Here is a 24,147-nt window from a genome sequence, read left to right as displayed (position 1 = left end):
AGTTTTATACGATGGTGGTGAGTACCCTTTTTTCTGGCATTCTTTTTTTAAAGCTCTGTGAACTACGTTCCTTTTTTTCTGAATAATGGTTTCATATTGTTCTTCTGTATAATTGTCCATTAACTCAATTACTTCTTTCTCCAATCATTCCGTTCTATTCCCTTGGCGGTGTCTAGCAGAAATAAGACCAACATACCCATTTCCAAATATTTTTTCCGCATCTCGATATTTTTTCATCCAATCCCTAATAGTACGAACAGAAATATTATAATCGGTGTATTTACCACCATTTAGTATCCCTTGTACGACTGTGTATTTTCTATTAGCATGTTCTAATTCTATTTCTCCTGCAGATCTAATAATATGGAGGACTACTTTTTCTTCCTCATTCTCTTCCAAATGTTCAATTTCCTTAATTGCTCCCTTTGAAATTAAATCTTCAAACACAATAATAGGCATTTCCACTATCTTACCAATCTCATCTAGTAAACTTATGACACTTTCACCAAGATTTACCATTGTCAAAACTCTAGCTTCCCAATGAATTTTGTTACCTACAGATATATCAAGTGTACTTGGCTTAAAAGTATAGGATTAAATGCGTGTTGCATATTGAGATAAGCTTTATATGTTTCCCTATTTAAAAAGAGTGGGAATTTATCAAAATCAACGATTGGGTATTTATAAATATCTACATATATCATTTAGTACCATCATTGTATATACATCATAGCAGTAATGCTGTTTTGGTTAGAGAGAAGTTCATCCAATAAAATAAATGTTTATCTCCAATTAACTTCTGAATGATCTTTGATGCATCATCTGGAATATGCAACTTCTCATCTAATAAAAAATCCTCCAAAAAATGAATATTTCTTTGATAGGTCCAATCAATGTCTTTTGAAGATCTTACTCGAAATGACAGTCCATATTTTTCAGCATGTCACATGGAGGACAGCGCCAGTTCCCTTTTTCGTCAACACGATATCTATTAGGATTTTTTTCAGAGAGTTTTATTAACTCTTCATCTGTTTTCCACTCTTCCCACCCAATCTAATCCTTTTCAATTACAAAGAAATCCGCAGTATACCTGTGTCCGTTCGTTTTCTTTTTAGAACCCTCTGGATTATCATATTTTATTGGAAATGAAGGTGGCTGATCATAGTATTCTATGACATTAGGGTCATGTTCTTTTCATAAATTGCAGCTAATTCAAGCTTATGACTTTCAAATTGTATGGTTACTCCCATTTTCTTGCTCGGATAAAAACCTGGTACGTTTTTTCCCCCACTTTTTACTTTCCTGGAAGGTTCTGAACTTCTTACATTTTCAATTTGCTTGATAGCTTCCTCTGATAGATTAAATTTCTTTATTTGTTGATCTATATCCCTAATCGTCATAGCATCCTATCACTTTCAAAAAGTTAAATTTAAAAAGTCGAAAGATATACAAGAGTATATTACCGAATTATACGAATGTTTTAAATTTTTAAATAATTTATTTTTAGACTATTCCACTGTTCCCGTATATTTTTTTCTTTTACAAAATATTTTTGTTTTAATAATTTCTCTACTTTCCTTCTGCTAGGGTACTCTCCATTTTCAGATAGTTGCTGAGCGATATTATCTAATTGTTTTTTAATATTATTTTCCCTTCTCAACTTTTGTTCAGTTATATAACTCTGATAATTATCAACTATTTTTTTACATTCGATCGGGAACTTTTTATATAGTAATTTCCGATCATAGCCTATGATTTCTGCAACTTTCTTAAGAGATTTTGAATGTTCACTAATGATTTCATTATCCAAGATTCTTTTAATTATTTTATGATCAAATTTGTTCCTTAGTTTAGGACTATTTTTAGATAAATCCTTTTGAGGTAATTGAATGTTTATTGGAAGTTCTTCAATTCCAAACAATTCCAAAATAGAAATGTTTAATTGCAGACAAATTTTGATTAAACTAGGTAAAGGAATCAAATTAATTCCTTTAGTCCAATATCTAAGCGTAGTTTCAGGGATTTGAATAAATTTAGCCATTTTACCTATTTTCCCTTCGAAAAATTGCTCAGATACGTTCTTTATTGCTGAGAAACTATATTTTTTTCAAGATTCATAAAGCTTTCAGAAGAACTATTAGATACCAACTCCCCTTTAAGAACAGCTGCTCTATAGTTTTCTTAACTAGACTTCATTGCTATGGGACTATCATTTATACCTAACCAACCATAATAATGCTGGAAATAACCTGGAAGAGCCTTCCTTGAGAGAATTTGCATTGTTTTAGAACAGTTCGGACACTGCGTTCCTAAGTCTATTTTGTGCTTAGGGCAACATAGTACTTCTTTTACATACCATATAAGTTGATCATAGATTGGTGCATTATTTATCATTTTTTCCTGATAACAGACTCCACACCGAGCTTTCTCTGCTCTCATTAATCCTCTTGTTGGTAGGACCTTCCCCCAGGCTAGTAAAGTTGTCTTTTGTAAATCTGTTCTGAAATTAAGTTTCTGAATTATATTTATAAAATCTATAGCTAGTTTACCTATTCCATTTATACCACTGGATGAATCAAAGAATCCGTTCCCTCCTCTTTCAGCAATTTGTTCAATGTAGAATTTATTTAATTGGGGTGAAAGTAACTTGGATATTAATGTACCTGTCAGTACACAATGGTAACTGGCTATTCGAGAAATATAACTGGTTAAGGATTAAACAAAGAGAACTTCGTGCAAATATTTCCCTAAGATCATTCAATATTTACAAAGTTATTATTCCTATTAAAAGGATATCAATGTAACAAATTGTCTTTGATTATATGAATGACAAATTACTACCCTATGTAGTGCAGTTAGTATGGTTCACTCAATATCGGTTTTGGATCGCTAAAACCTGCACAATTTCTTCACAACTTTAAGGTAAAATTAAGTTATATAAATTGAATTAAGGTGAAAACATTGAAAAAACTTTCTATAAAACTCGGAATCCTATTTTTCTTGATCATTTTCGGTCTAATGACTTTTATGTTCTTCATTTTACATTCCGGGATAACCGATACAAGGGTAAAAGAAGAGCTACAATCCTTACAAGCAAGAGGAAATTCTCATAGGGCTATTTTAGAGAAGCACTTTGATAAAGAAACAATAGACCACGTTGTCTTAATGGAGTCAGAATCGACAACAGATGTAGTTATTACCAACAAAAATGGGAAAGTCATGGGTACATCAACACTCTCTGATGCCATAAATAAGTATCTAAATGTACCATCGGAGAATATCCCCAAAAACGGGAAAGTACTAGAGGGGGATTGGAAGGAAGAACCATTTGTTTCCACAATTAGTCCTGTGTTGGTTAACAACCAAGTGATAGGCTATGTGTTCATGTTTGAAAATACAACATCCGTTCATGCCTTGATGAATAGTTTAAATGAACATTTTTTTCTTGCAGGTTGGATATCTGTATTCTTAACTCTCATCATTATTATTTTTCTTTCAAAAGGAATAACAAAACCTCTTATAGTTATGAAGGAAGTAACAAATGAGATAAGTAAAGGAAATTTTAATGTTTCATTACCGAAAATGGCTGATGATGAATTAGGGGAATTGGCAAAATCAATAGAAACACTTGCAACAGAGCTTAATTATTTGAAGCAGCAAAGAAGTGAATTTTTGGCGAGTATCTCACATGAGTTACGAACACCTTTAACCTATATCAAGGGATATACAGATATTGTGACTAAAAGGAATCTATCTGATAAGGATAAAAGAAAATATCTTAACATAATTTCAGATGAATCAAACCGCTTATCCTTACTAATCAAAGAATTATTCGAACTAGCTAAAATGGATCAAAATTCCTTTGTCATTCATAAAGAAAATATAGATTTAAGTCTTTTTTTAACGAAAATTGAGCAAAAGTTATCTCCAGCATTTCTTGAAAAAAATATCGATTTCAAACAGGAGTGTGAAGCTAATTTATTCTTAAAGGCAGACCCTTTGAAACTTGAACAAATCTTGTTAAATCTTTTAGATAATGCAATGAAGTATTCTTCAGAAGGTTCAAATGTTATTGTAAAGGCTTGGAAATATAAGAACTCATTCCACATTACTATTGAAGACAACGGTAGAGGTATACCCGAAAAAGATATTCCTTTCATTTTCAATCGTTTCTATCGTGTTGATAAAGCAAGAACAAGGTCTACTGGGGGAGCCGGGCTTGGTCTAGCCATTGTTCAAGAGCTCGTCTATGCACATGAAGGTAAAATTACCGTTACAAGTAAAGAAAATGTCGGGTCTAAGTTTGAATTAATCTTTAGAGGAGAGTAAATGATGAGATCAATTTTACTAATTGATGATGAACCAATAATGCTTGATTTGTTGTCTTTGTATTTATCCCCAAAATATAATTGTATAAAAAAGGAATCTCCTTTAGATGCAATCCGGTATTTGGGTACCCACTCAGTAGATCTTATTTTACTGGATGTTATGATGCCAGAAATGGATGGTTGGCAAGTATGTCAGGAAATCCGAAAGCACTGGGATACCCCTATCATTATGCTAACCGCTATGAGTGAAAAGACGGATATCGTAAAAGGATTGCAATCTGGAGCAGACGATTATATTTCAAAACCTTTTGATGAAGAAGAACTAATTGCTAGAATTGAAGCTGTATTAAGAAGGCAAACAAGTAAAGTAGACAAATTTTTTTTTGATGGGTTAGTTCTAGATAATGATTCCCATCAACTTCAATATAAAGATCAAGAAATCTCATTAACACGTAAGGAATTTGCCCTTATGAATCTCTTTCTTAACCATCCAAACAAAGTGTTTACGAGAGAACACTTAATTACAAACATTTGGGGCTATGAAGTCGCAACTGAAGATCGCACCATTGACTCACATGTTAGAAATTTACGTGATAAACTTCGAAAAAAGGGGTTCCCTGCAGAGGACTATTTACAAACTGTCTGGGGCGTTGGCTATAAATGGACTAGCAAGGAATAACCTATTGATATGACAGAGCTATTTCCAAATAGTCCACTTCTAGCTAGCTTATTGAGTATCCTTCTTAATATTGCTGTTGCAATCACTGGGATAATACCCAGTACATTTATTACAATCGGAACGGTTAGTATTCTTGGTTTAAAAATAGGAATAGTAATATTAATTCTAGGGGAAGCTGCTGGTGCACTTATTAGCTTCTCCCTTTATAGAAGGGGAATTCTTAAGTTATCAAGAAACTCACAATTTAATAAGATCGAAAAAAAATTTTTGTTTAGGTTAAAAGATTTTAATGGGATTCAAGCATTTTTCATTGTTATCTTATTAAGAGTACTACCATTTGTACCATCTGGAACTGTTACTCTTACGGCAGCTGTAAGCAAAATAGGTACCATTTCTTTTTTTATGGCTAGTACGTTAGGAAAAATTCCTGCTCTAATAATTGAAGCATATTCAGTTGTGTATATTCTTAATTTTGGTACAGAATTACAAATATTAATAGCAGTAATGGTATTGTTGATGATTTTCACCTATATAATTTTGAAAAAATCCTCCAATAGGAAATCGTAGACATCAATTAATTTTACAGACAATTATAATCTCTATTATGAGCAAAATGCTCAGATATGTTCTGAGCATTTTTATATTGAGCCATCTTCTATTGTTTGGTTTCCCACTCAAGCTTCCCCTCCCCTTTTGAGATGAGGTTTTCAACACCTTCTGTGCAGGTTACTGTTCAAACTAATGAAGATCAGCTCAAGAAAATAATCTGTTTGAACCCACTATTTTTTATGGAGATGTTAAAAGAGGATACAAAGAATTATTCACAACTTGCTCATATTTTCTCCATAATAACTCCACAGTTGATCGATATGATTAAGGTAAGAAAGGAGATGAAGGTGACATGAAAAAGAAAATACTTGTAGGAATTCTAACAGGAGGATTAATTTTAGGTGCCGGTACTTTTGCTTTTGCCCAAACGAACGAAGAAGGGGATGGAGTAAGTAAATTTGAACAAATGCAACCCCAAATTGAAAAAATGCACCCTGATTTAACTGAAAAGGAGCAAAAAGAAATGTTTGATGCATGCCATGGAGATGGCGGTATGATGCAAAATCATCACGATAATAATAGCAGCAGCAATATGATGAATGATTTTTGATTTAACTATTGTATTTATTAAGACACAAGAGGTACTGGAGTTTTCGACTGTAGATTTATTAGCAGTCATGAACAGCTCTCAGTACCTTTTCTATTACATTATTTAATGTAGAACATGAAAATAAAGAAAGAGTTGACATATTACCAACAACCCTTTCTAGTTATACCATTCATTTACTTTTTCTTTAAATGAGCACCAATATTAACAGTTTAATCTTCTATTATAAGATAGAGTTGATAATTCTCAACTATTTTTTGCACGCGTTAAACTCTATGTACCATTGGCAATGAGAATAAATATATATTAGCCAGAGTCAAAAGCAACATAAAGAAATAATATGGAGCTAACTGCTTAAGAGGACCTTTATTACCAATCCGATAGACTGTATACATAGAGCCAACAAAGCCAAGAAATACGATTGCGTATTGAATCCATTGGACAGATGAACCTGATAATAAAGACAAATCACCACTCATATTAATCCCAAATAGTCCAACTGTATTAAACCAAATTGCTTTTCCTTCAGTAATAATATGAAATAAATTGTGTGCTAAGTGTCCAGCTAAATCCAAAGGAATAATAGCGTATCCAAAGCGAACAAAATTCTCTTTAACCTTCTCCTCATTGCCTTTTAGCAAAGTAGCAACTTTAGCTGTACCTAATAACAAAAGAATAGGTAGAATCATCGAGATTACAAATGCAACGGAAAAGTTTACCGTGTAATTTGTTGTTCCTGTAAACGAGCCGATTACTCCTAATATATCTTCCCAAATTTCTAACATGGTAATGTTTTGTACAAATACAATTCCCATAATGACAGCTGCAAGTGATGCATGTTCCAATTTCGGTTTCTTTATTCCCCATAATTCCTGAGTTGGAACACGAGGAGATATTCTAATTGAATTATTAGGGCAGGATTTAACACAATTTCCGCACAAATTACATTCAGCACTTGAATCCATCGTTCTAACAAATTGAAACATTGGACAGCCTTCTGCATTTTCACTACCTTTAAAACAAGATTGAGTCTTACATGTTTTGCATATATCTGGTGTTCCACATAATTCCAACATGCCAGAACGTGAATAGTTCCCTGCAAGTCCTCCAAGGAAGCAAAGATTTTTACAAAAAGTTCTTCTTTCGTAAAAAACCGAAGTAATTACAACCATAGTTACTAAAACCAGTAATAAATATCCGGAACCTCTTGGTGATTCAACAATCCCCCATACATGATCACTCCAGGTAATCATGATAAAGAATAGGTCGATTAGCCAAATACCATACTTTTTTAGAAACTTAGGTGTTGGTTTTTCGCTGCCCGCAAACTTTCTAACAAGGTCACTTAATTTTCCAAAAGGACATACGGCACACCAAAATCTTCCGGCAACAATAAAAAGTACTGGAATAATTGGCCACCACAACACCCAAGTCATAGAAGTTCCAAAATTTCTACTTGGATTAACTGTACCCATTACCAATTCATATACGATTATGGAAAACACTATAAATGCTATCCATTGGAAAATGCCAGGATACCATCTACTCTTAACAAACTTCTTAATAATTGGTATATCTAAAAAATTGAAAGGTCTCTTGGTATTCCTAACTTCTTTTCTAGGCATCGCCAATTTATACCACCCTCTTCCTTATTCTTTTATTCCATAATCCAAAGGCAAGAAACGAAAGATTAATTGCTCCAAATATACTTAAAACAGTATAGTTAGGAGGAGTTTCTACAATCACCTCTGTTCCATGCCCATGTCCGCCTTCTGAAGTAGCATCTTTATGATCAGAACTTTCTATCCCATTCATATCGCTATGTTCATCAGGTGTCATGTTGTGTTCATTATGGGTACCATCTCCACTTACCTCACCATCTTTAAACATTTCAATATCCTCAGTTATTTCTTTTGTGTCGTCATGCCCCTCGTCTGCTATAGCATAGGACGCAGGATATAACAATAAAGCAGTCACAACAAATACTCTTAATTTCAACCTGTATCACCACCTTGTTTGTTAACGTAGTAATTATGAGAACTCCATAAATATAAATGATAATTTTGCAGAAACCATGGGGAAATTAAGGAATGTTTATGACTGCCCTGTGAATAAAGTCACTATACAAAAATCAAAAAACTACCTCATAAGAGATAGTTTTTTTGATGATTCAAAGAAAGCGAATCTATTTATTATTTAGGCTCTGTTAAAGGTAAATGTTGCTAATTGATCCTGTTTATTATGCAATTTAATTAAATTTAGATTTATCCAAAGTAAGAACCGAAATATTAAAACCATCTATTAAATTCGAAACAATAGATGGCTTTGTGTAGTTTATTTTATTTTACAGGTTGGCAACATAAACTGCCTTCACCTTTTTCAAGAGCAGACTTTAAGCTACTTAGAACACCTGACCAAGCCATTTGATGCCATTCAAATGCTTCTTTCCAATTATCATCTTCTTTAAATCCTGTATGTTCAATAATAACTTTTGTAGTTTTGGTATCAACTGGTTCAAAACTAACATTTACGGTAGTTAATTCATTTTCAATATTCATTATAGATTCAAATTGATCTGGGCCTTTCCAAGTGAATCGTAATTCTTTTTCGTCAACCATTTTAACAATCTTGCACCCTTTCGTATTCATTCCAGTTTTATTCCCAGGAATAAAATAAAGTTCATAAGCCCCACCTTCTATAGCTTCTATGACTGTTTCAGGTGCGAACCATTCTGAAACCCGTTCAGATATTGTCCAAGCGTACCAAACTAAAAGTAAAGGGGCAATAATTGTAACTTCATTAATAATGGTTCTATCATTTGTAGTGGTTGTCAAAACAAATCCTCCTTTTGTAAATATTTTCATTTGTAGAATACCATTAATAGTAAATAGAATAAAGAATTTTCTGATTTATCTTTTCAGAAGAAAGATTGTGAAGGGTTGAACTTAAAGTAATGAGTTGCGTTAGTTGAACAAGTATAAAGGAAACCCTATTTATAAGAATTTCCTTTAATTTTTACACCTTTATCAACAATAATTTTTAATAGAGACTATATTTAGGAGAATTAGTTAGATGTTCTAGGTCCAATTTAGTTAATTTTTCAAAGTTCCTTTATCCATTAATGTTTCCCAATTTTGTCCTCCGTCTTCACTAATGAGAAGACTATTTTCAAACGTTACTACCGCAATTTTTTCTGTATCCTCTGGATTAATAGCAAAATAAGCTACAGCATCTTCTTCAAGGTACAGACCTATATTCTTCCAAGAAGCCCCATAATCTTTGCTAATCATAACTCCAGCTTCATTCTCTAAAATAGAATAGCTTATTAAATCATTCGTACCTGGAATAGTACTTATAGAAGTAATTAAACGCGAATTATCAACGTTTTCCCAATTTTGTCCTCCATTCTCGGAACGCAATACACCTTCATTCGTTCCTGCAAGCAATACATTTTCATCACTTGGTAGAGAGACTAAAGTATAGATTCCATGTAAATCTTTAGGTAACCCTGTTGCTTTTATTTTCTCCCAGCTACTTCCCTTATCTATACTTTTATAAATTCCTGCTTCATATTTATCACTTTCCATCTGAATGACTCCAAATAATAGATTTGGGTTTGAATGATTTGAAGTTAAAACATGGAAATCAACCTCTCCAAGTAATGATTTTGATTCCCAATTCTGACCATTATCGTTGCTTTCCATTAATCCTAAAGGGTCTGGAAGATCGGACTCAGGCCCAGGATGACCGCTTGTTAACATAGTACCGTCGGATTGTACATGAAATCCCATGAAGTCAAAATCCACATCACCTGTAAAGGACCAATTTTCTCCATTATCCTTTGTTTGAATTAACCCTTCATGAGAAGCAAGATATATCGCATTATCCTTCGTATATGCAAGACCGTGGACATGTTCTACTTTATAGTCACTATCAACTTTCTTATTCTCTGCGCTATCATCATCCGAACTACACGCTGACAAGGATAATCCTGCTACTAAGATTCCAGTAAGTATTTTTATTTTCTTCATTTCATTCTCCTTCTAGATTGGCTGACATCGCTTTTTTACTAACAAAATAAGTTTAGTCAAAAACTATGCAGATTTTATGGAGTTTCTATAATTTTCTTATCCGGGCTTAAGGTTAACTCTCTAAAGATAGAACTCATTAATAATATGTGTTTATCTATTTTAAGATCTGCTCTCTCTATATTTCCTATCGTATCCCTATTTACATTTGCTCCCCATAACCTTACAGTCAGTGGATTTAGAACATCCATTACCAATCCTATTAGTTCTTTATCACTTCTCATATGTTCTAACATATAGATTTGGCCAGTTGGTTTACACACTCTCCTTAATTCCATCAGTCCCTTTATAGGATCTGGTACTGAGCAAAATACACAGGTAGATACTATCGAATCAAAACTATCATCTGGAAAGGGTAAATCCTGAATATCCGCTTCCCTCAGTTCAGTGGGAAATTCGAAACCCCCACTTATTACCTTATCTTTAGCATGCTCAAGCATTCCCCTACTAAAATCGATTCCAGTAAGTGAAGTAATTTGATTTGAATAATATTGTAGATTTACTCCTGTCCCAATTCCAACTTCAAGTACTTCACCAGATACCTGTGAAAGTAAATCTACTCTCCATTTTTCTTTTATCATTCTATCCATCATTTCATAAATACCAGAAATACGATTATAGCGCTTTTTAATTTCTTCACTTGTATTCATTTTTTGGATCCCACCTAACCTAACATTTTTTATCTGGTTTTAATTTAAAAGGCTCTGTACAAGCGATTGAATAATTAATAGGACAATGAAGATTATTTTTTAAGACCATTTATTCTTTTATCAGGACATCATAATTTCTTCTTTTGCCTTTTAATTATTTATTCCATACCCCATGTTAGTAATCTATTCCAGAACAATTTTAAAAGATAAATGTGAAAATTTTATGCAGATGGAGGTATGTCATAAGAGTAAAGACCCAACTCGAATATTTCAAATAAAAATGACCTCCATTTTCAATAAAGGTCATTCCAACTAAATAAATCTTTTCTTCGTTATCTTTATTTCAAAAAATTAATTATCATGTTGTTCCATATTAGAATGAGTAGGATCTTCGGATGGACCAGTTACTGCTGTAATTCCATAGTAAGACCCTACCACTACAAGAAGATAAATAGTTGCTGAAAGTATCCATTTTTTCATTTTGCATCTCTCCCTATAATTTTACTTTTTGTAGTCGTAAGGCATTTAATACAACAGATACTGAGCTAAAAGCCATTGCAGCGCCTGCAAGCCAAGGAGCTAAAAGTCCAATTGCAGCGATTGGAATACCTATCGTGTTATAAGCAAGAGCCCAAAAGAGGTTTTGCTTAATATTTCTCATCGTTTTATGACTCATCAAGATAGAATCTGGAATACTGTTCAAATCTCCACGAATCAAGGTGATATCAGCAGCTTCCATAGCAACATCAGTGCCCGTTCCAATTGCCATTCCAATATCAGCAGTCGCAAGTGCTGGTGCATCATTGATACCGTCCCCTACCATTGCTACAATCTTACCTTCTGCTTGAAGTTTCTTAACCTCTTCAGCTTTTCCTTCAGGTAACACCTCAGCAATAACATGGTCTACTCCAGCTTGTTTAGCGATTGCATTAGCAGTTTGTTGATTATCACCTGTAATCATAATAACTTGTAGCCCCATTTCCTTCATACGTTTAATAGCTCCTGTTGAGGTTTCTTTTATTGTGTCCGCGACAGCAACCAGACCTGCATATGAGCCATCAATAGCAACTAACATAGCTGTTTTTCCTTGTTTTTCGAGATCCTCCATTTTCGCTAAGACATTCTCGACATTCACATTGTTTTGTTTCATAAGTCGGCGTGTTCCAACAAAAACTGTTTTGCCGTCAACAACTGCTTTTATTCCATATCCGGGGATATTTTCAAAGTCTGTGACATCGTTTAAATCTATTGACTTTTCTTTAATTCCTTCTACGATTGCCTGAGCTAAAGGATGCTCAGATTGTTTTTCGGCAGATCCCACTAAAGACAGAAACTCCACTTCATTTTGCTCTGTTATTACATTCGTAAGTACCGGTGCTCCATTTGTTATCGTACCAGTCTTATCTAGTATGACGGTATTTACACTGTGAGTCTTTTCAAGATGCTCTCCACCTTTAAAAAGGATTCCATACTCAGCAGAACGACCAGAACCAGCCATAATTGACGTTGGTGTTGCAAGCCCCAATGCACATGGACAAGCAATTACTAGGACAGCAATTAATTTCTCTAGAGCTTCAGCAAAATTTCCTGGATCTACCCATATATACCAAATTAAGAATGTAATAACTGCAATGCCTACAACAATAGGAACAAAAATACCTGATATAGAATCAGCCATACGCTGAATTGGAGCTTTTGAACCTTGTGCTTCTTCTACTACTTTTATGATTTGTGCCAAAGCTGTTTCTTTTCCGACCTTGGTGGCCTTAATCTTAATAAATCCATTTTTGTTAAGTGTAGCCCCAATAACTTTATCTCCAATTGTTTTATCCACTGGAACACTTTCTCCTGTTAGCATTGATTCATCAATAGCAGAGCTACCTTCTATGACCTCTCCATCAACAGGAATTTTTTCTCCTGGCTTAATCAATAAGATATCTCCAGAAATCACTTCTTCCAACGGAACAATCTCATCTCTTCCATCACGAAGGACAGTAGCAGTTTTAGCCTGCAACCCCATTAATTTTTTGATTGCCTCCGATGATTTTCCTTTTGCTCTAGCTTCGAAAAGTTTTCCAAGAATGATTAATGTAATTAAGATCGCACTCGTTTCAAAATACAGACCTACTGAATGAGTACTACTTCCAATCGTTTGAATCGCGAGGTAAACACTGTAAAAGTAAGCAGCTGAGGTACCTAGTGCAACCAGTACATCCATATTGGCACTTTTATTTTTGAGTGCTTTATAAGCACCTACATAGAACTGCTTACCTATAAAAAATTGCACAGGTGTCGCTAAAGCCATTTGGACCCATGGATTCATCAGAGCTTCAGGAACATAAAGGCTTGAGGTAAAACTAAAGTGTCCAAACATTGCCCAAAGCAGTGGAACTGATAGTATTGCCGAAAAGATAAACTTCCCTTGTTGTTTCTCAATTTCCTTTTGGCGATGGTCAACCGTTTCTAGTTCATTTTCATCACTTTTTATCATGGCTCCATAGCCTAAATCCTCTACCTTTTGAATCATATCTTTCGTAGAAACAACAGAAGGATTATATTCTACTGATGCTTTCTCAAGTGCTAAGTTAACACTTGCTTGGACAACTCCATCTAATTTATTGAGCCCCTTTTCAATTCTTGTTGCACATGCTGCACAAGTCATTCCGGTTAGAACTAATTCTTTCTTTTCAGTTACAACATCGTAGCCTAGGTCCCTTATCTTTTTCTGTATATCTGTAGGGCCCATGACATTAGAGTCAAACTTCACCATCGCTTTTTCAAGTGCAAGATTTACATTTGCCTCTTGGACACCATCCATTTTCCTTAACCCTTTTTCAATTCTTGTTGCACATGCAGCACAGGTCATACCGGTTACTTGAAACTGGTTTTCTAAAATTTTCTCACTCATACTTTCAACACCTCATACCTATACAGGGTATATTTTTTTGTAAAAGAAGACGTGCTTTAACAGCACGCGCTTCTGTTTCATTAATCTACATCATAACCTTGTTCATCGATTGTTTCTTTAATGGTATCTAATGTTACCTTGTTAGAATCGAATTCTACATCTACAGTACCATTTTCTAAATGAACTTTTACTTCAGAAACTCCATTGAGCTTTCCAACGCTTCCTTCTATGGTATTTACACAATGTCCACAAGACATTCCCTGTACGTTAAGAGTTATTTTTTCCATTTATATCGACTCCTTTTATTTTTTAATTAATTTATCAACGGTTATAAGAACCTCATCCAAAACATCCATATCTCCTTCTTGAATTCTATCTACAACACACTCTTTTAGGTGTGTATCAAGAAGAATTTTCGCAACACCATTTAATGCTGCTTGACTGGCAGAAATCTGAGTAATGACATCATCACAGTAAGTATCTTTTTCAATTAATCCTTTTATACCCCGAATTTGACCCTCAATCCGGTTTAGCCTAGTTATAAGATTTTTTTTAGTCTTTTCAGAATGGTGGCTTTTCCTTTGACTTGAAATTTCAGTACAATGTTCCCCAGTTATTGGTTCTTTATCAAATTCGGTTGCCATTTTATCCCCCTCCTTGTTTTTATAATACTATACCCCCCTACCCTATGCAAAGGGTTGTTTTGTTAAAAATTCATTTTTTACTTTTGTTTTCGCTGTAACAGAATCTCTAATTTTAGTATGCTAAGAAAAATTAGTTAAAAACCATGAATTAGATCCGGCGAACTTAATTTTTCTTAATCATTGAAGAGAGTGTGCTTATTTCTTTTTGAAGCCGTTTATTTTCATCTTCTAGTACAGATATTTTATAATCCAATTCATTGGAAGAATTATGATGCTTATGTCCTCCCCCATGACTATGTCCCTTCATCATGAAAATCATCATCAACGGACATACAAGCAACAGTAAATATTGAAGCCATTCCATTTTAATCACTCCTATCTTTTTCTTAATCATACAAAGAAAATATGGAGTTTTTATCAAGATTTAATTGTACTTAAAATTTTCACCCTCCAATTGAGTTAATTCACGTAAATGTAATAAGATGTAACCCTTTTGTTCTTCTCTCTTCAAATTCCTTTAGACATAAAAAGAGCTCTCCTTTTTGGAAAAGCTCTTCTTTATATCTAAGAATATATCTTTATTCCGCTGGTGATAATTCACTTTCTGTAACCCATTTGTGATTTTTAACTTCCTCACCGCCAGTAGTTGGTGTGAAATCAACCATATAGACTGTTGTTTTCTCAGCTGAATCAATTTCGACAGTAGCGTCTTTCATCCCTTGCATATGTGAGGCATCTGTCTTCACTTCCGTACCTGGAGCAAGTGGAGCTTCTCCTGCATCAATGAGTTCTTCATGAATAACCCATTTATGATTTGTAACTCTCTCTCCACCTGTGGTCGGGGTATAGGAAACTGCATATGCCGTTGTATCAAAAGCCCCTACAATAGTTGCTTCTGCACCTTTCATCCCTTCCATGTGATCAGATTGAATGATTGCTTTGCCGCCAACTGGGTAAGTTGGGTTTTCTTCCGACTTTATGCTTTCTGGAATATCACCCGAACTTGACATGTCCATATTATCGTGTTCCATCCCCTCCATACCTTCTGCAGAATCATCAGTCGATTCTCCCATATCCATATTTTCATGACTTGTATTGTCTGTGTCTTCATTCGTTGATTTGTTATCCTCATTATTTGCACATGCACCAAGAACTAGTAGTAAAGCTGCAAGCATAATAAATAGAATTCCTTTTTTTCTATTGTTATGTTTCATTCTTACATCCTCCTTTTCTCGATGTAGTATACCCAAAAGTTATGCAGATTTTGTGCATTTTCATATTTCTACTATAAAAATTAATATAATTTAGATCTTAATCTAATCGAAACTGCAAATAATAAATAACAATATTAATATCTTCTTGCAATTTGAAACATCAACCATTAAGCAGTTACTTGTTCTTTAATAATTTCGATTCCAATACGGTTAACAAACTTAAAAAATGGTTCTCTTTTTTTACCTTTGTCCGCATATATCTCAATTATTTTATCAATGACTTCATATAATTGTTCTGACTCCAACTTTTCCATAAATAACGTCCCGATCTGGGCATCTTTCCCTTTTGCCTTACCAGCAAGGTATAAATCATATCTTTCCCTTACTTTCATGACACCTATGTCATTGACTAATGGTTCACCACACCCAACAGGACAGCCTGTATAGGCGGGGCGAAGTGTAAAGGGAACTGGTTTACCTGCTATCCGCCTATTCAGTTCAATCGCAACCGGCATTCCTTCCTCTTCTTCTCCTTTACAAAAATTGCAGGTTCTTAAACTTTTTACAAAATTCCCAACCGGATATACGGAAATACCCACTTCTCGGAATTTTTCTTTGGTATCTTCCAACTGACTTTCAGGTATTTCAATGTAGAGTTGCTGGAATGTGGTCAATTCTAGTTCGGAATCGCTCCCCATATGTTCAGCTATTACAGAAAGTTGCTTGGCACTTAATTTGCTGCCAAATTTTATACCTCCGTTTATGGCCAGTTTGACCATCGTCTCTTTATTCTCCATGAGTAAATCCCCCTTTTCATTTAATACCTTCTTTATACATTGCTTATGAAGATATTCTCTTTCAGCTAAGCTCAGTACATATCATATTAAATTATACCCCTAATAGGTATATTAAGTGTATTAAATTTTTGTGCAGATTTAGTGCAGAAGTTAAGAAATCTGCACAAAAACTTCAAACTTTTGTACTAAAATGTTTTCATATCAACCTATTTTGTTAAATGAGGAGAGTACATATGAACAACTACTTCGTCCAATTGTTACGAGAATATCGTTCAGATGTCGAATCGGTATATCAAACATGGTTTATTAATAATGATGAACGTTTAAAGGCATTTAGAACAATACGAAATGGAATAAAACAAGTAATAGAAGACATTGAAAATGATGAATTCGGGAGTGATTTTAAGGGTTCTTCTTTGGAAGTAGTTGTAACAGCTATCGCGGAACAAAAACAAGTTTTTGAAGGTGCAGCTCACGCATTTTACTGGAAACCAAAACTTAGAATACCTGATATCTATGAAAATGAGGAAAATAAAAAATCATTCGGAGGATTCCTTGAGAGTTGTCTTCAGTGTACAAAAGAGCAACAGTTAATCAACGAAGTAAAAAAGCTAAATGAGAAAAAAATAAAGGGTCTTGGGCCGGCTGTTGCGAACATTCTATATTTTCTTCATCCGACTATATTCCCCCCATTTAATACAGCCATTGTTAACGGATTTAACCTTCTTTTTGATGAAAAAATTAAACTTGGATCTTGGGAGGAGTATCTTCGTATGCATGAAATGATTTTGGACTTCAACGAAAAATTTAACACTTTCCTTTCAAAAGATCTAGGCGCTATCTGTGGCCTTCTCTTCGAAATAGGGACTGCAAAATTAATTATTAATGAAAATCATGACCTTGCTCTTAAACAAATGAAAAAACGAGAAAAAACAAATCGTAAAAGACATGCTGAAGTAATAAATGATGTACTTGAAAATAATGAACATACGGAAATGCAATATCACTTAGCTAAATTAGGAAACTCCCTCGGATATCGTGTGTGGGTAGCTAGAAATGACCATAAACGCGAATGGAATAATCAGAAACTTGGGGAATACTCCCTTGATCAATTAAAACTAAATGAAGTTCCAATACAGGTAAAGGACACTATTTCCTTGATTGATGTTCTATGGTTAGATGCTAACGATAAAATCATTTGTGCCTTTGAAGTAGAGAAAAGTACATCAATCTATTCTGGAATTCTAAGACTATATGATTTAGCTCTCACTATGAATGACCAAGATTGTAAGTTTTACCTAGTCGCCCCTAATAAAAGGCAAAAAGAAATCAGAGCACAGCTGCTAAGGCCATCTTTTCAGCATGATCAAATGTGCAGTATTTCATATATTCTCTTTTCAGACCTTCGGTGTGACTGTGATGCTATGTGTAAATTTGGTGCTGATGCAAGCGTATTAGACAAAATATCCATGAATATCTAGAAGAAAGAGCTTTGCCATTTTTACCGAATTATTCACAAACGTTATCTCTCGGACAAAGATTATATCATTCTGATCTCATTACCTACAGCCCCGAATACATTCGGGGCTTATTGATGATCATAATTCTATTTTCTATACCCAATATGTAATTGTATCAAGAATCCCTAATATTATCATGATACCCCCAGCCAACTTTTGAACAATCAAACCAATCTTTCTACCTTTCTTTTTCATTAGTTTCCCACTTAGTCCTAAATACCATATTAGAAATATAGCTAATATCAATGGCAAGGATGTTCCAACTGCAAATACACTAGGAAGTATCCCACCATAAGAAACAGACATAGCCATTGGCATCAATGTCACAAAAAACAGAATAAACATTGTAGGGCAAAATCCTAGTGTAAAGCTTACACCCATTAAAAATGCTCCTAATTTCCCTTTTTTTGTAAATCTCTTCGGTATGCGACCTAAAGAAACAATCTTAGTAAATTTGATAAGTCCTATCATATAAAGACCAATAATAATCAAAATCGGCCCAACCGTTTTTCTAAACCAAGGAAAATAGAGTGTAAAGGTTGATTTAACCTCACTCCCTACCATCCATACAATAAACCCAAACATGGAGAAGACAATGATTTTTCCAATAATAAAAAACACAACTTCTCCCCAAGCTACTTGTTTTTGTACTGACTTATTTCCGTAGAACATTACAGCACCTAGATTTGCTGTAAATTGACATGGTGCAAGAGCTCCAACAATTCCAAGGAAAAAGGCAAATAGCAAAGGAATTCCTTCCAAGTTTCTAGCTAGATTTAAAAAGGGCTGGGTGAACATACTACTAATTTGACTAAAAACTTCATACATTTACTTTGACCTCTTTTTCTAATTTGCTTTGATTCTTAACTTTGTTGTTAAGTTTTGTTTTACTTTACCAATGGACTTGATCAATTGTGATTACAATCTCAATAACTCCCATTCTACTATTTATATATGAAAAAAGTGTGCAGAAACAAAGCATTATTTATACAGTAAATAAATTGATAATCTGCAAAGTTTCTTCACATTTTCGTTGTATATTTACAATAAATTATCCTTTTTGAAGAAGAATCTTCGCTAAATCAAAAATGACTAGCTATTTGATTCAAACCACTCAAAATTTTAACAATGAAAGTTTTCATGGAGGTAAAGATGATATTTTATAAAAAGATATCAAAAACAGGTCAAGTTAATCTCCCAAAAGAGATTTGTACAGAATTAAACCTTGTGGATGGTGAGTATTTATTTATTTATAAATACCAGCAAAGTGTAGTAATTGAAAAGCAACATGAGAATGTAACATTTAACCAATGTATACTTCGAAATGGTAAGATATCAATCCCCGTGGAGCTACGTAAATTAACAGATATCACTCAAAATACTTTATTAGAAGTGCAGAGTAACAAATCTGATGAAAAGATTATTATTACCCCAGTAAAAGATAAACTCTTCAGTGAAGCTTAATTCGTATTTTTAGATAAAAACCATTTTTATCTCGCTATTTTCGCAAAATTTGAATCATTAATGAACCATCAGTCGATGGTTCTTAAAGGTTATCTCGTTTCTTTGTTCTGTTAAATACCGAAACTAAAGACAAGATAAAAGTTATAAGTAAAAATAAAATAGTTCCAATAGAGCTCATAATTGCATTAGAAGTTCCTTCATCCATCTCATTTGGACCGGATATATAATTGCCTATCAGGCAAGTGCTTACACTAACGACTAGCAAAACTATTGAAATAAATAATAAATAGTTTATTTTTCTTAAACACAAATTCTCAACCAATCATATCAACTGAGACTGAACTTTTACCAAATAAGTTAAATAAATTTTCATTATGTGGTATATGCATTACATTTTAATTAATGCTTTAAAAAAACAAACTTTAGAAAACCACCCTTTATTAAAATTAAAAAAGGTACACTTTATACTAAGCCATTCTCTTTTGAAGTACCCGCATAGGAAATAGCACATATAAAACAACTATCGCAGCGGGTTTCGCAGAAGAAATCACACTGCTTTTACTTTTGAAATGGTAAAATAAGTTACAATTCAAATATGGTTGTTCTTCAACTAACGAGTGCAGGATAGTTTAATAATGCTGGTTAATAAAAGCATAAATAGTTCATCATTATATGGTATTATTTACCTAATTGTACCATTAGTAATCTATTGTTAAATAAGAGCATATACAAGATATAACAATTCAATTTTAAGGCGTGAAAATGATGAATTATATACCTGAAAAAGTTGAAGAAATTGTAAACTAGCATATTAAAATGGTTGAATTAAGTTTACCAAATTTCCTTGAAGCATATTATATTTATGGCTCTGTTTCGTTTGGAGCATTTGATTTCAGTAAAAGCGATATTGACTTTATTATCGTTACGAAAAGAAAAGCCAACGAAACAGATATAAATATTTCGAAAAAAATTCATAGTGATTTGCATAGAAAATTTAACAAAACAATTTTAGATGGAATCTATTTGCTAAAGCATGATATTGAATCCCTAAACAAAGGTGAAATTCCGTGTCTTCGGTTTAACGATGGAGAATTTAAAGGTATTAAGACGTTTGATAGAAACTCAGTTGATGCTTTCGGGTTAAAAAAATGGGGCATACCGTAAAAGGGCAAGATATAGGAGACATGAAATATACGGTTGACTTTGACATTTTAATTAACAAAATGAGGAACAATCTTAAAACTTACTGGCTTAATTGGGTAAATGCTTGTAGGAGGTTTCCTTCCATTGGATACATTGCCTTATTTGTTAGCCCAAAAGCTATTGAATGGGGAATTTTGGGTATTTCCCGCCTTTATTATACGTTTAATGGAAGGGATATAACATCAAAAGTTGGGGCAAGTGAATATGCATTACAGACTGTTCCTCAAAAGTGGCATAAGATTATTAAAGAATCCATGAGATTACGAAAAGATAACAAAAATTCTTTTTACAATTCTATCTTCGAAAGAAGAAATGACGCTTTAGGTTATATGGATTATATAATACAAGAAATTAATGGTCTTTTTGAATGAAAGAGTAGTGCGGAACCAACTTATTTAAAAATAGTAAAGATTGTGAAAAAATGTACTCAAATTAAACGGATGCATTAATTTAATAATTTTGGTTGAGCCGACAGCTATCTGTCGGTTTTTTAGTGGCAGGAATAGCGTGCAAAATCGTATACTAATCGTCACTGCATAATTTTTTTAGGCAGTCGTTAATTGGTAAGAGGCTTATACAGCGATTTAACCATCCCATTTAATAGAAAACATTGTTAAATCAATAAAAAAGCAGAGATTACTCAGGTGCGAATTGCTCTGCTATTATATAGACTTTTACATATGCTTTTATAGGTGCGGGTACTCCAAAAGAGAACGGCTTAACTTTATACGAAGTGCCCTTCTTTTTACTACCACAAAAAACATAGATATTTTAAGTAAACAGTTTCAAAATTAACACCATTACAGATCCTAAACCGATCAGGCTCCCCAAAAAAATTAATATGGCATTACGCGTCTCTCTCTTTTCAAGTCTTTTGTATTCCTTATACGTAATTTCTTTTTTTGCAAACTTCAAACCATTTAGACTTGGACCTACCTGATAAAGCGTTCCATCCACATCTCTTAGAATCACTTTGGAAACCAACGGTAATTCTTTTCCTTCTTGAATGTCCCCACTCACAAAACCGTCAACTGAAAATACTGTTTTAACATAAGCATACCGTGTATTTTTCCGTATTTGTTCACTCAAATCATATACCTGCTGCTCAATGAAGTTATTTGATACACACAATTTAGTTCACCTCGGTACCTTTCATTCGGTGTATTCTCTAAAAGATAAATAGGAGCAAGTTTTTTGGGTTAAACCAACTTTTTCTTTAATCTTATGTCGAAGTCTTGCCTATTGTCAAAGCTTTAGAGAAGCATCATATGTTTGAAAATTTTTCAAATGGCCAATTTGTTTATTTATTTTTGTAAGTATAAATATATTGGTATTTTGCATAATCTTTTCTACGTCTAAACCAGATTGCAAATACTGCTACCATAATCAGGACTAACGAAACAACTTGAGCTATGCGTAAAGAATCTGTAAGCATTAAGCTGTCTGTTCTTAGTCCTTCTACAAAAAAACGGCCAAGAGAATACCAGACAACATAGGAAAGAAAAAGTTCCCCTATTTTTGGCTGTAACCTTCTTATTATGATTAGAATGAAGAATCCAACAATATTCCAAATAGATTCATATAAGAAAGTTGGGTGATAATAAGAATCGTTTATATACATTTGATTAATAATAAAATCAGGCAATGAAAGGTTTTCTAGAAAAGTCCTGGTTACCTCCGTGCCATGGGCTTCCTGGTTCATAAAGTTTCCCCACCGCCCAATGGCTTGCCCAAGAATAATACTTGGTGCTGCAACATCGGCAAGTTTCCAAAATGAAACACCCCTCTTTTTTGCAAAAACAATCGCTGTTATTACAGCACCAATTAATGCTCCGTGGATTGCAATTCCACCTTCCCAAATAGCAATAATTTCTCTAGGGTTCTCTGAATAATAATCCCATTTAAATAGTACATAATAAATTCTTGCACTAACAATTGCTATCGGAATGGCCCAAAGTAAAAGATCACTAAAAATGTCTTTTGGGAGACCCAATTTTTTTGTTTCCCTTGTGGCAAGTAACCATCCTAGTGCAATTCCAATTCCAATAATAATGCCGTACCAATATATTGTAAATGGTCCAATTTCGAGAGCCACTCTGTTTAATGGTTGTATATTTTCCATTTTCTCAACCTCACCTCTATATTTCCTTTACGATAGAATACATGATATCTATCGAGATTTTGTGCATTTTGAAAAAGAACCGAAAATTATTAAATCTTTATAAAGGACCAAATAAAAAGCTTATCCTCCTTCAAAAAGGATAAGCCCAAATTATCTAATTAAAATTTCTACTCTTCGTACATGTCCCTTTAAATGTTTTTTGGATAGTAACCAGTATTCATGTTTACACTTGCCACACCTGTAAAGGATTGAGCCACCCTTCCACCTTAGTCAGTCTAAATTCAAATCCCAATTTATAATCTTGACTTTTCTATTGCATAACTAAGTACTCCTCTACTCAAGGCAAATAGGTTATAGCCTGACTCCCCATTTGCTTCCAAGCTTCTAAGAAATCATCTTTCTTAACTCCTTTATTTTTCACTCCATCTATTGGGTCATTAAAATAGATTGTTTGATTATCATAACCAGTAATTAATACAGAATGCTCTTTATAAGTAATCTTTACATTTCCGTTCGGAGTATTCCATTTTTCAAAAGCAGTTTCAGGTAGCTTTCTGAATGTTGTGTTAGTAATAACCCACACGGGATTGCCAAGGGAAAGATAGATTTGCAGTTCAGAAAATTCACTCCCTGTCAAATCAACTATTTTTTTTGGCAGATATTGTTCTGCCAATTTTCTGATTGGTTTATGATACACTCCATACCCTCTATTTTCGTAGGAATACATATCACCAATGAACCCGTCATTAGGGTCACCCCAGTAAAAGTAGCCGTTTTCCTTTTTGAAGGGAACCGTACTTTTCTCTACTTTAGTTGCCAATTCCATTTTATCTACACTAATTTCTTTGTATTGCAAAAGCATTGCTAGGCTAGTGACTTCACATCCTCTTGGTAATTCAGGAAATTGTTTAATAATAGGTGCATCTATGAGGACTTGTTCTTTAATTTTCACGATTGTTCCATTAGGGCCGGTGGACTGTTCGTTATTCTTTGCTATTTTCGGTTCTCTATCATTAATTAAGTCAACTAAGTTTACTTTCTCTACTTTTCCTAACATAAATATTAGAAGAAGGGAAATAAGTGTATAAGTAAAACAGATAATAGATGGGTACTTTAAGCTCTGAAATTTACGAAACAGCAAAACAGAAAGGACGATACTTATTAAACCAAACAAAACAATTATAAAGATCATCTTCTAAGCTCCGATTTTATGAAACATTATTGATTGTTTACTTCTTCTTTCACCTTAGTTGGAATAAATACGGTTTTTCTAGGTTAATCAATTTCTGCTTAAAACACGCAATGTTCTAAAGGCTCCATTACTCCAATTTAGGACAGGATCTCCGCCGATTATTCAACCTCCAAAATCTTTTC

At 33.7% G+C, this 24,147-nt stretch carries 29 protein-coding genes and 1 pseudogene; 8 read left to right on the top strand and 22 right to left on the bottom strand.

Features of this window, described 5'->3' with window-relative positions; translation table 11 throughout:
- Positions 1–144 precede the first annotated feature (144 nt).
- From FA727_RS19260 to FA727_RS25120, 6 genes and pseudogenes are all read right to left on the bottom strand, one after another.
- Positions 145–525 (bottom strand): helix-turn-helix domain-containing protein, encoded by a 381-nt coding sequence (locus tag FA727_RS19260; RefSeq protein WP_136833171.1) that lies wholly within the window; start codon positions 523–525, stop codon positions 145–147.
- 202 nt (positions 526–727) lie between these two features.
- The gene (locus FA727_RS24995) at positions 728–862 is read right to left on the bottom strand and encodes a hypothetical protein (protein WP_281280925.1); all 135 of its coding nucleotides are present in this window, start codon (positions 860–862) and stop codon (positions 728–730) included.
- Between the two features lie 191 nt (positions 863–1,053).
- Positions 1,054–1,140 carry a hypothetical protein gene (locus FA727_RS25060; RefSeq protein ID WP_306461678.1) on the bottom strand — a complete coding sequence of 29 codons (87 nt, stop codon included), beginning with the start codon at positions 1,138–1,140 and terminating at the stop codon, positions 1,054–1,056.
- Between the two features lie 29 nt (positions 1,141–1,169).
- Positions 1,170–1,400 carry a hypothetical protein gene (locus FA727_RS19255; protein ID WP_136833170.1) on the bottom strand — a complete coding sequence of 77 codons (231 nt, stop codon included), beginning with the start codon at positions 1,398–1,400 and terminating at the stop codon, positions 1,170–1,172.
- 80 nt (positions 1,401–1,480) lie between these two features.
- Positions 1,481–2,041 (bottom strand): hypothetical protein, encoded by a 561-nt coding sequence (locus tag FA727_RS19250; protein WP_136833169.1) that lies wholly within the window; start codon positions 2,039–2,041, stop codon positions 1,481–1,483.
- Positions 2,042–2,181: 140 nt separating this feature from the next.
- Positions 2,182–2,703: pseudogene (locus FA727_RS25120) on the bottom strand (TniQ family protein); the annotation flags it as partial.
- Positions 2,704–2,961: 258 nt separating this feature from the next.
- Between FA727_RS25120 and FA727_RS19240 the strand changes: the two are divergent.
- From FA727_RS19240 to FA727_RS19225, 4 genes are all read left to right on the top strand, one after another.
- Positions 2,962–4,329 (top strand): sensor histidine kinase, encoded by a 1,368-nt coding sequence (locus tag FA727_RS19240; RefSeq protein WP_136833168.1) that lies wholly within the window; start codon positions 2,962–2,964, stop codon positions 4,327–4,329.
- A gap of 3 nt (positions 4,330–4,332) precedes the next feature.
- Positions 4,333–5,007: a response regulator transcription factor gene (locus FA727_RS19235; RefSeq protein ID WP_136833167.1), complete on the top strand. Its 675-nt coding sequence runs from the start codon at positions 4,333–4,335 to the stop codon at positions 5,005–5,007.
- A 9-nt stretch (positions 5,008–5,016) separates the two neighbouring features.
- A complete protein-coding gene (locus FA727_RS19230) occupies positions 5,017–5,574 on the top strand; it encodes a TVP38/TMEM64 family protein (RefSeq protein ID WP_136833166.1) in 558 nt (185 codons plus the stop codon).
- Between the two features lie 334 nt (positions 5,575–5,908).
- Positions 5,909–6,166, top strand: coding sequence for a hypothetical protein (locus FA727_RS19225; protein ID WP_136833165.1), 258 nt, complete (start codon positions 5,909–5,911; stop codon positions 6,164–6,166).
- Between the two features lie 263 nt (positions 6,167–6,429).
- On the opposite strand, the gene FA727_RS19220 is transcribed toward FA727_RS19225, so the two are convergent.
- The 12 genes from FA727_RS19220 to FA727_RS19170 all read right to left on the bottom strand — a co-directional run bounded on the left by FA727_RS19220 (position 6,430) and on the right by FA727_RS19170 (position 16,464).
- The gene (locus tag FA727_RS19220; RefSeq protein ID WP_246041971.1) at positions 6,430–7,638 is read right to left on the bottom strand and encodes a 4Fe-4S binding protein; all 1,209 of its coding nucleotides are present in this window, start codon (positions 7,636–7,638) and stop codon (positions 6,430–6,432) included.
- Positions 7,639–7,795: 157 nt separating this feature from the next.
- Positions 7,796–8,161 carry a hypothetical protein gene (locus tag FA727_RS19215; protein WP_136833164.1) on the bottom strand — a complete coding sequence of 122 codons (366 nt, stop codon included), beginning with the start codon at positions 8,159–8,161 and terminating at the stop codon, positions 7,796–7,798.
- A 341-nt stretch (positions 8,162–8,502) separates the two neighbouring features.
- Positions 8,503–8,997 (bottom strand): SRPBCC family protein, encoded by a 495-nt coding sequence (locus tag FA727_RS19210; protein ID WP_136833163.1) that lies wholly within the window; start codon positions 8,995–8,997, stop codon positions 8,503–8,505.
- 258 nt (positions 8,998–9,255) lie between these two features.
- Positions 9,256–10,194 carry a F510_1955 family glycosylhydrolase gene (locus FA727_RS19205; RefSeq protein WP_136833162.1) on the bottom strand — a complete coding sequence of 313 codons (939 nt, stop codon included), beginning with the start codon at positions 10,192–10,194 and terminating at the stop codon, positions 9,256–9,258.
- Between the two features lie 74 nt (positions 10,195–10,268).
- The gene (locus FA727_RS19200) at positions 10,269–10,901 is read right to left on the bottom strand and encodes a class I SAM-dependent methyltransferase (RefSeq protein ID WP_136833161.1); all 633 of its coding nucleotides are present in this window, start codon (positions 10,899–10,901) and stop codon (positions 10,269–10,271) included.
- Between the two features lie 351 nt (positions 10,902–11,252).
- Positions 11,253–11,381 (bottom strand): hypothetical protein, encoded by a 129-nt coding sequence (locus FA727_RS24990; RefSeq protein WP_281280924.1) that lies wholly within the window; start codon positions 11,379–11,381, stop codon positions 11,253–11,255.
- 13 nt (positions 11,382–11,394) lie between these two features.
- Positions 11,395–13,809, bottom strand: coding sequence for a heavy metal translocating P-type ATPase (locus tag FA727_RS19195; protein ID WP_136833160.1), 2,415 nt, complete (start codon positions 13,807–13,809; stop codon positions 11,395–11,397).
- Between the two features lie 80 nt (positions 13,810–13,889).
- The gene (gene copZ, locus FA727_RS19190) at positions 13,890–14,096 is read right to left on the bottom strand and encodes a copper chaperone CopZ (RefSeq protein ID WP_136833159.1); all 207 of its coding nucleotides are present in this window, start codon (positions 14,094–14,096) and stop codon (positions 13,890–13,892) included.
- A 15-nt stretch (positions 14,097–14,111) separates the two neighbouring features.
- The gene (locus FA727_RS19185; protein WP_136833158.1) at positions 14,112–14,453 is read right to left on the bottom strand and encodes a metal-sensitive transcriptional regulator; all 342 of its coding nucleotides are present in this window, start codon (positions 14,451–14,453) and stop codon (positions 14,112–14,114) included.
- A gap of 163 nt (positions 14,454–14,616) precedes the next feature.
- Entirely contained in the window at positions 14,617–14,817 is a 201-nt protein-coding gene (locus FA727_RS19180) for a DUF2933 domain-containing protein (RefSeq protein ID WP_136833157.1), read from the bottom strand.
- Between the two features lie 214 nt (positions 14,818–15,031).
- On the bottom strand, positions 15,032–15,667 hold the full coding sequence (locus tag FA727_RS19175; protein WP_136833156.1) for a YdhK family protein: 636 nt from the start codon (positions 15,665–15,667) through the stop codon (positions 15,032–15,034).
- A 167-nt stretch (positions 15,668–15,834) separates the two neighbouring features.
- Positions 15,835–16,464, bottom strand: a complete 630-nt coding sequence (locus FA727_RS19170) for an NAD(P)/FAD-dependent oxidoreductase (RefSeq protein ID WP_136833155.1) — start codon at positions 16,462–16,464, stop codon at positions 15,835–15,837.
- 233 nt (positions 16,465–16,697) lie between these two features.
- Here FA727_RS19170 and FA727_RS19165 point away from each other — a divergent pair, with 233 nt between their 5' ends.
- Entirely contained in the window at positions 16,698–17,945 is a 1,248-nt protein-coding gene (locus FA727_RS19165; RefSeq protein WP_136833154.1) for a type II restriction enzyme NmeDI-related protein, read from the top strand.
- Positions 17,946–18,077: 132 nt separating this feature from the next.
- Here the strand turns inward: FA727_RS19165 and FA727_RS19160 are convergent, their stop codons facing one another.
- On the bottom strand, positions 18,078–18,812 hold the full coding sequence (locus FA727_RS19160; RefSeq protein WP_136833153.1) for an urease accessory protein UreH domain-containing protein: 735 nt from the start codon (positions 18,810–18,812) through the stop codon (positions 18,078–18,080).
- A 312-nt stretch (positions 18,813–19,124) separates the two neighbouring features.
- Here FA727_RS19160 and FA727_RS19155 point away from each other — a divergent pair, with 312 nt between their 5' ends.
- The 3 genes from FA727_RS19155 (at position 19,125) to FA727_RS24560 (ending at position 21,022) form a co-directional block, all read left to right on the top strand.
- On the top strand, positions 19,125–19,448 hold the full coding sequence (locus FA727_RS19155; protein ID WP_158318918.1) for an AbrB/MazE/SpoVT family DNA-binding domain-containing protein: 324 nt from the start codon (positions 19,125–19,127) through the stop codon (positions 19,446–19,448).
- An 816-nt stretch (positions 19,449–20,264) separates the two neighbouring features.
- Positions 20,265–20,612 (top strand): hypothetical protein, encoded by a 348-nt coding sequence (locus FA727_RS24565; RefSeq protein WP_206663849.1) that lies wholly within the window; start codon positions 20,265–20,267, stop codon positions 20,610–20,612.
- 20 nt (positions 20,613–20,632) lie between these two features.
- Positions 20,633–21,022, top strand: coding sequence for an aminoglycoside adenylyltransferase domain-containing protein (locus FA727_RS24560; RefSeq protein WP_206663848.1), 390 nt, complete (start codon positions 20,633–20,635; stop codon positions 21,020–21,022).
- 400 nt (positions 21,023–21,422) lie between these two features.
- Here FA727_RS24560 and FA727_RS19145 read toward each other — a convergent pair whose 3' ends face one another.
- The 3 genes from FA727_RS19145 to FA727_RS19135 all read right to left on the bottom strand — a co-directional run bounded on the left by FA727_RS19145 (position 21,423) and on the right by FA727_RS19135 (position 23,965).
- On the bottom strand, positions 21,423–21,740 hold the full coding sequence (locus FA727_RS19145; RefSeq protein ID WP_136833151.1) for a hypothetical protein: 318 nt from the start codon (positions 21,738–21,740) through the stop codon (positions 21,423–21,425).
- A gap of 211 nt (positions 21,741–21,951) precedes the next feature.
- Positions 21,952–22,773 (bottom strand): prolipoprotein diacylglyceryl transferase, encoded by an 822-nt coding sequence (lgt, locus tag FA727_RS19140; RefSeq protein ID WP_136833150.1) that lies wholly within the window; start codon positions 22,771–22,773, stop codon positions 21,952–21,954.
- Between the two features lie 337 nt (positions 22,774–23,110).
- Positions 23,111–23,965 (bottom strand): C39 family peptidase, encoded by an 855-nt coding sequence (locus FA727_RS19135; protein WP_136833149.1) that lies wholly within the window; start codon positions 23,963–23,965, stop codon positions 23,111–23,113.
- Positions 23,966–24,147: the final 182 nt, after the last annotated feature.

The sequence above is a fragment of the Robertmurraya kyonggiensis genome, assembly GCF_005116465.1.
GTDB lineage: Bacteria > Bacillota > Bacilli > Bacillales > Cytobacillaceae > Robertmurraya > Robertmurraya kyonggiensis.
This window is presented reverse-complemented; position numbering and strand designations above follow the sequence as displayed.